General features: G+C 56.5%; 9 protein-coding genes. 5 read left to right on the forward strand and 4 right to left on the reverse strand.

What is annotated here, in order from left to right; translation table 11 throughout:
* Positions 1 to 75: 75 nt before the first annotated feature.
* The 4 genes from Fuma_RS26535 to queC form a co-directional block, all read right to left on the reverse strand.
* Entirely contained in the window at positions 76 to 951 is an 876-nt protein-coding gene (locus tag Fuma_RS26535; protein WP_229360742.1) for a ThuA domain-containing protein, read from the reverse strand.
* An 87-nt stretch (positions 952 to 1,038) separates the two neighbouring features.
* On the reverse strand, positions 1,039 to 1,944 hold the full coding sequence (locus Fuma_RS26540; protein WP_077026780.1) for a DUF58 domain-containing protein: 906 nt from the start codon (positions 1,942 to 1,944) through the stop codon (positions 1,039 to 1,041).
* A gap of 36 nt (positions 1,945 to 1,980) precedes the next feature.
* Entirely contained in the window at positions 1,981 to 2,658 is a 678-nt protein-coding gene (locus Fuma_RS26545; protein WP_077026781.1) for a 7-carboxy-7-deazaguanine synthase QueE, read from the reverse strand.
* Positions 2,659 to 2,667: 9 nt separating this feature from the next.
* Positions 2,668 to 3,360 carry a 7-cyano-7-deazaguanine synthase QueC gene (gene queC, locus Fuma_RS26550; RefSeq protein ID WP_077026782.1) on the reverse strand — a complete coding sequence of 231 codons (693 nt, stop codon included), beginning with the start codon at positions 3,358 to 3,360 and terminating at the stop codon, positions 2,668 to 2,670.
* A gap of 403 nt (positions 3,361 to 3,763) precedes the next feature.
* Between queC and hflX the strand changes: the two genes are divergently transcribed.
* The 5 genes from hflX to Fuma_RS26580 all read left to right on the forward strand — a co-directional run bounded on the left by hflX (position 3,764) and on the right by Fuma_RS26580 (position 12,979).
* On the forward strand, positions 3,764 to 5,104 hold the full coding sequence (hflX, locus tag Fuma_RS26555) for a GTPase HflX (protein WP_077026783.1): 1,341 nt from the start codon (positions 3,764 to 3,766) through the stop codon (positions 5,102 to 5,104).
* 169 nt (positions 5,105 to 5,273) lie between these two features.
* On the forward strand, positions 5,274 to 5,948 hold the full coding sequence (locus Fuma_RS26560) for an EF-hand domain-containing protein (protein WP_145944391.1): 675 nt from the start codon (positions 5,274 to 5,276) through the stop codon (positions 5,946 to 5,948).
* Positions 5,949 to 6,181: 233 nt separating this feature from the next.
* Positions 6,182 to 10,045: a CRTAC1 family protein gene (locus tag Fuma_RS26565; RefSeq protein ID WP_145944392.1), complete on the forward strand. Its 3,864-nt coding sequence runs from the start codon at positions 6,182 to 6,184 to the stop codon at positions 10,043 to 10,045.
* Between the two features lie 206 nt (positions 10,046 to 10,251).
* Positions 10,252 to 11,124, forward strand: coding sequence for an NHL repeat-containing protein (locus Fuma_RS26570; RefSeq protein ID WP_158521149.1), 873 nt, complete (start codon positions 10,252 to 10,254; stop codon positions 11,122 to 11,124).
* Between the two features lie 664 nt (positions 11,125 to 11,788).
* On the forward strand, positions 11,789 to 12,979 hold the full coding sequence (locus Fuma_RS26580) for a DNA-methyltransferase (RefSeq protein ID WP_077026788.1): 1,191 nt from the start codon (positions 11,789 to 11,791) through the stop codon (positions 12,977 to 12,979).
* Positions 12,980 to 12,984: the final 5 nt, after the last annotated feature.

Here is a 12,984-nt window from a genome sequence, read left to right on the forward strand (position 1 = left end):
CCGCCGCCACTCTCTCATCGCGCGACCGCTACCTTCGCGAGCTTCGAGGTGTGGATCTCCGGCACTCAGCGGGGTTTATTTGGTGCGGCTGCTCGTCTTGTCGGCGGTTGGGAAATCGTCCGGGATTGGCACCGTGACTTTTCCAGTCGCCGCCCATTCTGTGCCGCGTTGCAGCGTGGTGATAAAGCCAACGCATTCCATCGAATATTCAGCGTGCCCCATCGGCGTGTGGAAGACTCGGCCCTTGCCGTAGCGAACGGTGAAGATCATCGGTTCGTGCCGGCCGGTGACCTGAGATTCCGCGGTCGCGAGGATCTCCATGTTCTGAGCCGGGCCGCGAAGCTGGTCGTAAAGTTCATCCTTGGTGTGCAGCCATTCCACCGGCATGCCTTTTGTGATCGGGTGATGCTTGTCTCGCACAACAACCGGGAATTCCCACTGCTTTCCATGGTTGCCGCCTTTACCGGGTGACGTGTCGCGAATGACGTCGCCTTTGGCATTGGTGTAGACGTACGGGCCGCTTTTTTCGGTGCGTCCGCCCCAGCCGCCGAGTCCGATCATTTCGTTGTAGGCAGTCCATTCGGGAAACGAGTTGTCGGCAGCGTGGACGACAACAAATCCTCCACCGCCGCTGACGTATTTTTCGAACGCCTTCTGAGTTTCCTCTGGCCATGGGGAAGCTCCGTGACCGAAGTTGCTGATCACGACATCGTACTTGCTGAAGTCGGGTTTGAAATTGGGGTCGGTGCCTTCAGGAGCCGCCGTTGCGACGTCGACAGTGAACAGCTTCGTTTCTTCCAGATAGTCCTTCATCATTGGCGTGGTGATGGGCCACACTTTGTGGTTGTTCTGCCCATCTACGATCAGAGCCTTCATGGGCTCAGCGGCATGGCTTGTGTTGAAGGACACCAGGCTAAAGAGCAGGGCGATGATGGTAGTGAAACGTTTCACGTGGGTTACTCCAGAGACGGGTAGCGGGGCTTGGGAACGTAAACCACGCTAACGAATGACGGGACGGATCGCAAAGCTGATTTGCGTTTACCTGCGCGACGCCTGCAACGCCATTCGTTCGGCCAGCCAGCCGCCAAGTACCTCCTGCAGCGGGTCGGACGTCCTGATGAGCCGATGTTCGATGCCCAGCATCCCGCACACCTTTTCCAGACCGTCAGAGAACTCAGCGTATTGCCGAAGGTATTCTTTGCGCAGGCGAGCCGGGTCGACCAGAAGCCGCTGATCGGCGACTTCAAGATTGCGAAATTGAGTCGGTCGGTCGAAGGGAAAGTCGATTTCTTCCGGCGCGGCAATGCGGAAGATAATCACTTCGTGCCGGGCGTGTCGCAGACGCTGCAGGGTTGGCTCCAGCTTGTCGAGACCATCAAAGCAATCGCTGATCAGCACCAGCAGACTGCGACGTTTGATGGTGGGCAGAATCTCTTCGATAACGCTGGTCAGGCTTGTGTCTTTGCCGGGCTCAGTTTCTTCCAGCACGTGTGTGATCTGGCGAAAGATGTCTCGATTGCTGGACGGCCGAAGCTGTTCGCGGAGCTTCGAATCAAAGGTGACCATTCCGACGGAATCACGCTGTCCCAGCAACAGCCACGCAACGGCGGCCGTCAGCATTCGGGCGTAGTCGAACTTGCTGAGCGTGCTGCCGGAATAGCTCATGCTGCCGCTGGCATCGACCAGCAGGTGGGCTCGCAGATTGGTTTCGTCTTCGAATTCCTTGATGTAGTAACGTCCGGTCTTACCGTAGGCTCGCCAGTCGATGTGGCGGATTTCGTCGCCGGGGTAGTATTCGCGGTGTTCAACAAATTCGACGCTCGACCCTTTGAACGGGCTGCGATGCCGCCCCATCATCAGACCTTCTACCAATTGCCGCGCAATCAGTTCCAGCTTGCCGAAGCGAGCGAGTTCTGTTGGGTTTGTGGGAAGTGGATCGGGCATGGGGCAGAGGTGGGCCGAAACCGGATTGCTGGAAACTCACACACCGCGCATGTTACCAAACTTTTCAACGTGCAGCCGCGATGAGAATTGGAATCCGTGCGATTCGGCCGCTGTTCGAACCCAGTCAGTCTTTTCGGAAAGTTCCTCCCGCGTGCGAGCCTGGGGCATCAACCAGACTTTGCTTCTTTCCACCTGCGGAAACTCGGTCAGGTATTCTTCGACCTCAGCCACGTCCGCATCGACATCGATTACAAATTTCAGAATCGAATCGTAGCGTGCAAACAGAGAACGAATCACGGCCGGCTGATGTCGCGTTTCTTCATGCCGAATGGACCAGACAGCGTCGTCGGGAGTTGAGTTTCTTAGCTTGGGACTGATGGCCATCAGGTCGCATTCGACCGACCGATCGACCGTGCCAGCAGTTTCAATCGTGATGACCTTTTCGGCAGTGCGGCAGATGTCGGTGAGCTCAGAAAGTTGAGGAGCCAGCATCGGTTCGCCACCCGTCAGGACCACATGCGGCGCTGTGCTGGCAGCGATTTGTGCGGCAAGTTCTTCCAGAGAAACCTGATCGCCTTCCGGGTGCCACGACGTATACGGCGTGTCGCAAAACGAACAGCGCAGGTTACAGCCGGACGTGCGTATGAACAGCGACGAGGTTTCTGCGAACGGGCCTTCGCCCTGAAAGGATTCGTAGGTTTCGGAGATGAACACGCTGACGTTTCAGTTCTGGTAAGCAATCGGGTCAATAGCCCCCGCGTCCGCGAACCCTTTGAGCCTTAAGAGACACGAATCACATTCGCCACAGCTGATGCCGTCTGGCGATGGATCGTAACAACTGTGAGTCAGGGAATAGTCGACTCCTAGTTCCACACCGCGTTGAATGATCTGGGCCTTTGTCATCGTGATCAGCGGCGCGTGCACTTTGATCTTCTGGCCTTCGACGCCCGCTTTGGTGGCGAGGTTCGCCATCGCTTCGAAGGCGGCCACGAATTCCGGGCGGCAGTCGGGGTAGCCGCTGTAGTCGACGGCGTTGACGCCGATGAACAGATCGTGAGCCCCCAATGATTCTGCCAGCCCCAGTGCGATGGAAAGGAAGATGGTGTTACGGGCCGGAACATACGTGACCGGAATGCTGCCGCTCATTTCGTCGTCTGAGCGATTATGAGGCACGTCGATGTCGTTGGTTAAAGCGGAACCTCGAAAGATGGCAGTGTCGACCGGAAACACCACGTGACTGGCAACATTATTGGCGGCGCACACTTTTTCGGCGGCCTGAAGTTCGAAGTGATGCCGCTGGCCGTAGTCGAACGAAATGCCGTGAAGTTCGTAACCTTCGCTGCGAGCGAACGCCATGATCGTGGCGGAATCGAGGCCGCCGCTGATGAGGACGACCGCTTTTTTGCGTGAGGACATAAGTGTGTTTTTTTGCACGGAATTTTAAGGAATTCCGCGACGAATCTTGTTTGGCCGCTTCAGAAATCAGGGGCATCCGTTGGTTGGGGCGCGGCGCGTTGTCGTGGGGCTCGCCAGAGTTCCTGCGATTCGACCGCAGCTCGGGATTTCTGGCGAAATCCACTACATCCCAATCAACGGACGCACCGGAATAAGGTCGGGGCCGAACATTTCGGTTTCCCGCGTGTCAGTCTGACGATACGATTCCATTGTTGTCACGTCGACACGCAAATTCTCCCGTAGAATTCTGATTGCAGGAAACGCATTCCAACTGAATCTGGTTTCCAGAGCGACCAACGGGAGCGTTTCCGAGCGTTAGCTCGAATGGTTTGAGGCACGGCCTCCTTTTCAAAGGTTATCGATCTTGGGTGATCCCAAACGCGAAGAATTGAAAGTTGCCGATCAAAAAGCCATTTTGGTGGGTGTGTTCAATCCCGACGACTGCTCAAGCAAAGAGGCGGCTCTTGACGAATTGAAGGGGCTGGTCAAAACGGCGGGCGTAAATGTCGTTGGCGAAATCGTTCAGTTCCGTGAAAATCCGCATCCAGCTCATTGTCTGGGGACCGGCAAGCTGGAAGAACTGAAGCAGTTGGTCGAATCGACCGAAGCGGAGATGGTGGTCTTCGATAATAACCTCACGCCATCGCAGGGCCGAGCTCTTGAGCAGGCGGTGGAAAAGCCGATTGTCGACCGCAGCGAAGTGATTCTGGATATCTTCGCCACGCACGCGCAAACGCACGAAGCGATGCTGCAGGTTGAGCTCGCTCAGCTGATGTACTTTCGCACGCGACTGAAACGCATGTGGACTCACCTGGAACGAATTACCGGCGGTATCGGAGCCGGGCGTGGTCCGGGGGAAAAACAGCTTGAAACCGACCGTCGTCTGATCGACAAGCGAATCTCGGAACTCAAGGCGAAACTGAAACACGTCGAACAGCGTCGCGAACGCACGGTGTCTCAACGCCGCGAGCAACCAACCGTGTCACTGGTGGGTTATACGAATGCCGGCAAGAGTACCTTGATGCGAGCGTTAACCGGAGCCGACGTGCTGGTGGAAGACAAGCTGTTTGCGACATTGGATACTCGCACGCGCCGCTGGTCCGTTCCGAATTACGGCGAAGTGTTGTTGAGTGATACGGTTGGGTTTGTTCGCAACCTGCCTCACCATCTGGTCGCGTCGTTCCGATCGACTCTGGAAGAAGCTCGCCACGCTGACCTGCTGCTGCACGTTGTTGACGCCAGCAACACAGAAGCGGAGTCGCAGATTCACACGTGCTATGAAGTGCTTGAAGAAATTGGCGTCGATTGCTCGAACGTGGTGCTGGTTCTAAACAAGGTGGACCAGGTCGAAGATCGTTCTTTCATCGATGTTCTTCGTCGCCACTACGACAACACGATCACAATTAGCGCGGCCACAGGGCAGGGATTGGAAAAGCTGTCGACCCTGGTCGCCGAACGCCTGGCGGGCGGTTTTGTGACGGTGGAAATCGAAACGGCAACGGGCAACGGCAAGCTGCTTAGCTGGCTGACTCAACACGCAGAAGAACTGGACCGCAGTTACACGGACGATAGTTTAGCTCGTGTAAAGATTACCTGCCGGATGGCTCGCCGCTTCGTCAATGCAATCGAAGAACCCGATACAACGCTCCGCTATCTGGAAGAAGCGGAACCGCCTCAGCAAGTGATCGGTGTGGCGGGCGGCTAAGCTCAGCGAAAGTGGAATCGTCGGCAGTCCTCCCACTGGTCGCTGCCGGCCAGGTCTCAGAAATGTGTGGTTTTCAACGGCACCGATTGACGGCGCCGGGGTTTGTTCCAGTACGCATCAACTAAGTGCGGACAGTTCAAAGCCTTCGAAAGTCCACAAGGATTCCGAGATGAAAAAGTTTGCGGGTGTATTGTTATCAATGGCTGCGTTTGGCCTGGTGGCGGATTATTCCACTGCCAACGATGAAGACAAGCCGCGTGAAGGACAACGCGACGGAGAACGTGGGCGAGAAGGGCGGGGCCGCGGCCAGCGCGATGGCGATCGTGGGCCGCGTGATGGTGAAGGTCGTGGGCGAGGCAATCCGCTTATGGCAGCTCTGGACACGGATCGCAACGGCGTGATTGACGCGAAAGAAATCGAAAATGCGGTGGCCGCTCTGCGCAAGCTGGACCGCAACGAAGATGGGAAGCTGACAGCCGAAGAAATCGGTGGTCGGCCGCCCGGTGATCGCCCCGAACGTGGTCGACCCGGACGTGATGACGAAGGTCGCCCCAGTCCCGAACAAATGATGGCTCGTTTCAAGGAAGCCGACACAAACGAAGACGGCAAGCTATCGAAAGAAGAAGCACCTGATCGCCTGAAGGAAGGCTTCGCTCGTCTTGATGCCGATGAAAGCGGGTTCATTGAAAAGTCTGAGTTTGAAGTGCTGATCAAGCGCATACAGGAAGGTGGCGGTCGGCCGCCGGGGGCAGGTCGAGGTCGCGATGGCGATCGCCCACGAGACGACGACCGGGCGCGCGATGGTGGCCGTAGTGGCAAGGGAGACCGTCCGGAATCTGAGTAAGGTTTGTTCAAAGTTAACGCAAATTTATTCGGTGGCCCTTCTGCACCGTTGAGTTCCCGGCAGCCCGGCTTTCCTAAAAAGCCGGGCTGTCTTGCGTTAATAAGGTGTAAAAGTGCGTTGGCTGATCGCAGCGAAGTGAGTCTCGACGCAATTTGGATTTCGCGTCGCCGTCGGTATGCTGCGTAGATACAGGACATCCGCTTGTTCGACCTGAGATCGAAGAAAGGTTGCCGGTGCTACGTCACGCATTTGGTTTCATCTTACTATTTAGTCTGCTTTGGGTTTCGACCGGTTGCCGCAACGACAGTAACTCGGACACCGGCTCCGGAACTGACGGTGACAGAACGGGCGAAGGAGTCGCCGTCGATGCGCCGGCTCCGTTGTCTGGCGCTCAGCGGCTGCGCGCAGTCGAACTGAAGAATCGTGGCGTCGGGCATTTGGAGAACAAGGAATGGGCCGAGGCGGAAGAAACGCTTTCAGAATTGGCCACTCTGTTGCCCAATTCATGGCTCGCTCGTCGTAATCTGGCGATTTCTCGTTTGCTCGCACTCACGGACCGCAGTTCGCCGTATTCGCCGAGTGGTTCTTCACAGCAGGTGAATCGCTACAGCGAAGCCGTGCAGGCCGCCAAGTCGGCGATCGAAGAATATCGCCGTGTGGCAGAAGACACGTACGACAAAGCGCTGGCCGATTTGCTGATGGGAAAACTTCTGACGCACGACACGGCATCTGGGGCCTCAACGATGGAACAAGGCCTGGCGTTGATTCGCGGTGCTGCGGATGCAGTTCCGGACGCGGCCGATTTTCGATTTGCGGTCGCGGAAGCCATGGGTGACCATCGAGACTACGCCGACCCCAATTCGCCAGGATCCGCGAAGCTGCTGTCAGCGCTGCAGCGGGCTTTCGAGATGGCACCAGAGAATCTCTATGCTCTGTCGCGCCTCATGCAACGCCAGGCACTGTTTTTGAATTCGCAGAATGCGGAGACGAAGGCGCTGGCTCTGAAAATCACGGAGACCTTTGACGCCGCTACGAATGTGCTTCAGCCTTTTCGGGATTCCATTCGCAAGCGGCAGAGTGTCGACGTGGTGGAAATGATGTCGACCGCGCAGCAGGAATTCGATGGCAGCAACCCGGCCGTGCTGATGCGGCCGGCGATGGTGACTGCGAATCTGCTATCGCCGGAGATTGCGACTCAAATCGACATGCGCCGCATCAATCGTGACGTGCTGGAATACGTGCTGTTGGAATTTGAAGAAGGTGTGTTGGCCGACGAACCTGCGTCTGACCGACCGAAGGTCGGCGATACTGTTATTACGAAGTTCGATCAACAGCCGCACATGCCCGCGATTGCCGGCGTCACACAAATGCAGATGCTGGACTTCGATCTGGACGGCCACGATGACCTGATTGTGTTGCGCGAAGAGAAGTTTGAGGTCTATTCGCGTGGTCCGGAAAACTCAACGGATTGGCGGCTACTGCTGGCGGCGCCGGCTGAGGTTGGACCGGCGAAAGGTTTCCTGCTGGCAGATATCGATCGTGACTATGACAAAGCTGTTTCGGAATTGTCAGGTCCGGTGCTGCTGGAGGATCGAGACGGCGATCGTAAGATCGTTAAGGATCCGGCTCAGAAGAATCGCTGGTTCGACACCGATTACGATGTGGTCTTGTGGGGTGAAGATGGTGTTTCGGTGTTGCGGAATGAGCTACAGGATGACGGCAGTCGTTTGCTGGTGATTGTGCCTCAAAGGGAAGCCGTTGCCGACATCCACGACGCGATCGCTGTTGATCTGGAATCAGATGGCGATCTGGATCTGGTGTTTGCCACCGACATCGGATTGACGTTGTGGCAAAATTCCGACGGCACCAACTTTGTCAACGTGAATGCAGCGGCCAGTCTGCCTCAGGCGGCCGTTGGCAGCATCGTGGCGGTCGATTGGGATCGTAACATTGCAATGGACGTGATTAGTGTTTCCGCATCGGGCGATGGAGCAGGCTTGCTACAGAATGTTCTGCACGGGCGGTTCCGTTGGCTGGACTCGGATCAGGGACTCGACAGCGTGCCGGCGGGGTCGTCGGTTCATGTCGCTCAAATCGATGGCAGTGGCGGATGGGATCTGGTGATCGCCGGTGCGTCGGGGATTTCTGTGTTGACCACGTCAGGCGGTGCTGGTTCGGACGTCAGTCAGCGAACGTTCACAACGTTGGCGGATCAGCCTGTGTCGGACGCGCAGGTGGCCGATCTGGACAACGATGGGTTGTCGGATATCGTGGCGTGGTCAGACGGCGGGATACAGTTCTTTAGGGGCACCGGCGATGGCCAATTCGAAGATTTGTCGAAGCTGCTACCGACGATTTCCGAAATCACGACTCTGACCGTCAGCGACGTCGACGAAGATGGCGATCTGGATATCGCGTATGCCGCCTCGGCTGAAAGTGGCACGGGCGTGCCGGGTGTGCTGATTAACGAAGGCGGGAGCAGCAATCACTGGATGAGTGTCGTTGCGCGAGGCAAGCCGGATGATCCGCAGCACCAATCTCGGCGCGTTAACGCTCATGCAACCGGCGCGGTCATCGAAGTGCGGTGCGGCGACATGTACCAGGCTCACCTGATCGCTGATGCCAAAATGCACATCGGCCTGGGCGACTGCGAGCGGCCGGACAGCATTCGCATTATCTGGACCGACGGGATCCCTCAGAACGTGATGGCCGAAGGTCTGCTGCGGCCACGAGTCGGCATTCTGGCTCCTCAGATTTTGAAGGGTTCCTGCCCGTACATTTACACGTGGACGGGCGAGCGGTTTGAATTCTTCAGCGACTGTCTGTGGGCCGCACCGATCGGGCTGGTGCAGGCGAATGGCGAAGTCGCGCCCACGCGAGAATGGGAGAACCTTCTGATTCCCGGCGAAGCGCTGGCCGAGAAAGACGGACGCTACGTGCTGCAGTTGACGGAAGAACTGTGGGAGGTGGCGTACTTCGATCATGTGGAACTGACCGCTATCGATCACCCGGCGGACGTGCAGATCTTCACAAACGAAAAAGTGGGGCCGCCCGATATGGCAGAACACCGCATTCACACAGTGAAGAATGCCTTGTTGCCAAAGTCCGTTGTTGATGGGCGTGGCAACGATTTGCTACCGGGGCTGACGGCGGTCGACGGTGACTATGTGCAGGCCTTTGAGGCTCGCGTGATGCAGGGGCTGACGGATGAATGGGTGATGGAGTTCGATTTGGGTTCGCTGCCCGAACAGAAAGAGGGCACCGCGAGTGCTCCCGGCGAACGCGACATTCGACTCTTCCTGACCGGCTGGATCTTTCCCACGGACACGTCGCTGAATCTGGGGATTCACCAGAACCCGAATTTGGCTCCACCGCAACCGCCTTCGATTGAAGTCCCGGATGGCAATGGCGGGTGGAAGGTCGTGCGACCGTTTATCGGGTTCCCCAGCGGTAAAACGAAGGCGATGGTGGTGGACATTTCCGACATTTTTACCGGCGACGATCTGCGGTTTCGACTGCGGTCCACGATGGAATTGTATTGGGATCAGGCGTTCTACACGGTGGGCGAACGGGACGCCGAAACGGTCGCTCAGGCGTGTGACCTCGCGACCGCCGATTTGCATTATCGAGGCTTCAGTCGTCGAACTTATGCGGATAATGCCTTGTTTCGCAACGGGCGAGCTCCCGAGGGCTACGATTATCAATCGGTGACGACTGATGCTCGCTGGCCGCCGATTTCCGGGCGGTTTACGAAATATGGTGAAGCGACCCCGCTGCTGCGGACTCACGACGACGCGATGGTCGCGATGGGACCAGGCGACGAATTGACGGTGGAGTTCACGGTGCCCGAGAAACCCGTTCCGGCGGGGTGGAAGCGAGACTTCGTTCTCAGGAATATCGGCTACGACAAAGATGCGGATCTGAACACAATTTACGGTCAGTCGTCGGAACCGTTCCCATTCAAGGCGATGAGTCGGTATCCTTTCTCCGTTGATGAGTCGGCCCCCGATTCGTCGGGATACCGCCAGCAGACCGACGAATGGCAGACGCGCGAATATTCGCGGAAGCCGTTTTGGAATGCTGTGCAGGCTCCGTGATGATTTGTAACCGCAGGATTGGAACAAGTCGTTTAACCCTTAGCCGAATACGCAGGCGTTGTTGGGGAGAGCTGCGTCGCGTCGGAGGCGAACGATTTATGGACGCCGATTGAACGACACCTGCGCCTTCGGCTGCGGGTTAAACGATCCGCTGGCTTCGCCGCATAAAGAGTGTTGAGTAAGTCTTAATGTTTCGGGACCACATCGTGAAATATCTCACATTGCAATTTTTTCTGAGTACCACTGTGTTAGTGAACGCTCAGGACGCGCCGACGGAATTCAATTACCCGCTCGCCGTGACCGCGACGGCCGATGGCATCGTTTACGTGGCAGACCGGAATCTGCCGGGTGTCTGGAAAGTGGAAGACGGCAAGAAGAGCGTCTACTTTCAAGGCTCGAAGAAATTCCGCACACCGTTGAACGCAGTGCGATGTCTCGCGATTGATCATGAAGGCAAACTGCTGGCCGGAGATTCTTCGACTCGCGACGTTTACCGTTTTGACGAAGCAGGCAAGCCGCAACCACTGACGGACGGCTGGATCGGCATTCCGATGGCGATAGCTGTTGCTCCGGACGGGACCATCTACACGGCCGATCTGGAACTGCATCGCATCTGGAAGATGCCAAAGGAAGGTGCGAAGGAGCCGGAAGAATTCGCCGTAATCAACTCGCCGCGAGGATTGACGCTGGACTCGGACGGCAACCTGTGGGTGTTGTCGACATCAAGTAAAGACGGGCAGATTCAGAAGGTCACGCCGGACGGCAAGATCGAGCCCTTCGTGAAAGGTCACCCGTTCAATCTGCCGCACAACATTGTGCGTACGGACGACGGGACCTTCTTTGTGACTGACAACTACGAACATTGCGTTTGGAAAGTGACGGCGGAAGGCGAAAAGGAAAAGTGGGTCGTCGGTGAACCGCTTGATCGTCCGGTTGGATTGTGTCGCAATGGCGAAAATCTACTGATTGCGGACCCTCACATCCGCACGATTTTTTCACTCGCACCGGATAAGAAACTCACCGTGCTGGTAAGTTCGCCGGTGGATGAGGTGAAGGTGAAAGTGGGCGAGCCGAAGTAGTTGGGTACAACTACCCCGTTGTAATGGCGGAAAGCGACGGTATGGACAGAGTTCACGACAAGCGTCGACGCCTACTCAATTGCGGGCTCCACGTTGTTCTACTACTGCTGATAGCTTGGGTGGTTTACGATCTCACTCAGCTCAGTTACGACAATCGTTACGCATTTGGATTTGATGCACTTGGTATTTGGGCGTTTGCCGTGACCGCGTCACTGATCGGTCATTTTCTAATGCCGTCAACGGAACATCGGATTCGAAAATTGATTGGAGTGCTGTCGTGCTACGTGGTGTCGTACGCTGCGTTGTCGGCCGACGGCAAATACAATTTCGGTCGGTCGGGTACAATGCGTTCTTCATTCGGATTGTCCGTCTCTGACCGGTCAATTTGGTTTCCGAAATCGTTATATTTCGAGCGACACGTGGACATCAACGGCAAGCACACTTCGCGGGGCTCCGTTTTAGGTTACTACTTTTCGCCCTTGATAATTGTTGACCGCGCGTGGGTGCATCCAACAGATCACTTCTTTGCAGACACATCTCCGTCGACGAAGCACGCAAAATAGAATAGTACGACTGAGTACAAGTGGACCGTGATCTGCGTAGTTCTCGACGACACCGTGGTCGCAGAGTGTGGATGGAATCAAACCCAAACCGGAACAACACAATGGAATCGAAACTCGGGAAGATCCACAACGGCGATTGCATCGAAGGCATGAATTCCTTGCCGGAAGGCAGTGTGGATCTCGTGTTCGCCGATCCGCCGTTCAACATCGGCTACAAGTACGATGTGTACGAAGACAAGATGGCGGCGGAGGACTATCTGAAGTGGTCCAACGAATGGATGACGGCCGCTCATCGAGCACTCAAACCAGACGGCACATTTTGGCTGGCGATCGGTGACGACTTTGCGGCCGAGCTGAAACTTGAAGCTCAGAAGATTGGCTTCCACTGCCGAAGCTGGGTGATTTGGTACTATACCTTCGGCGTTAACTGCAAGTACAAGTTCACTCGTTCGCACACGCATCTGTTCCACTTTGTGAAAGACCGCAAGACGTTCACGTTTCGGTCAGAAGATCTGGATAACCGAGTCCCCTCAGCGCGGATGCTGGTTTACAACGATCGCCGCGGTAACCCGAAAGGTCGGCTGCCGGACGACACATGGATCATTCCGCCGGAAGTTGACCAGACGTACGCTCTGCGACCTCAGGATCTGGAAGAATGCTTTCAGCCGAACGAAAGTGATTGGTACTTCCCTCGCGTCGCTGGCACGTTTAAAGAGCGAGCCGGGTTTCATGGCTGTCAGATGCCCGAACAATTACTGGGCCGAATCATTCGTACGTGTTCGGAAGAAAACGAAATTGTGATGGATCCGTTTTCGGGCAGCGCGTCGACGCTGGTGGTTTCGAAGAAACTGGGCCGACGCTTTGTGGGCTTTGAGTTATCCGAAGAATACGCGAAGGCCGGCACGACGCGGCTTGATCAAACGAATGCGGGTGATACGCTCACCGGCGCACCAGAACCGAAAATGTCGGCTCCTCAAACCTGGCAGGGCAAGGCGAACAAGAAGACTCGACAGCAGCAGGCGGCGTTGGCTGCAAAGCCAGCAGCGCCGGTGCCACTCGACCAGCGTATTGCCGAAGCCATCAACGACGGCCTCCTCGCCGCGTGGAAATCGCTGAATGCCGTTGGCACCGTCGAGGACGTGCTGAACGACGAAGCCACGGCAGATGCCTTCTACGCAAAGTGTGAAGAACTGGGCATCCCGGGTTCGCGCACCTTTCTGGCGGAACGATTGAGTGGCGTGGTGTCGCAATTACCACTGTCGCAGGCAGCGTTCTGCTTTAGCGACGAGTAGCCGCT

This window comes from Fuerstiella marisgermanici, from assembly GCF_001983935.1.
In the GTDB taxonomy this organism is placed as follows: Bacteria; Planctomycetota; Planctomycetia; order Planctomycetales; family Planctomycetaceae; genus Fuerstiella; species Fuerstiella marisgermanici.

Coding starts and splice junctions, on each gene's coding strand:
- Fuma_RS26560 (WP_145944391.1), top strand. CDS start 5,274: ATGAAAAAGTTTGCGGGTGTATTGTTATCAATGGCTGCGTTTGGCCTG.
- Fuma_RS26580 (WP_077026788.1), top strand. CDS start 11,789: ATGGAATCGAAACTCGGGAAGATCCACAACGGCGATTGCATCGAAGGC.
- queC (WP_077026782.1), bottom strand. CDS start 3,360: ATGTCCTCACGCAAAAAAGCGGTCGTCCTCATCAGCGGCGGCCTCGAT.
- Fuma_RS26540 (WP_077026780.1), bottom strand. CDS start 1,944: ATGCCCGATCCACTTCCCACAAACCCAACAGAACTCGCTCGCTTCGGC.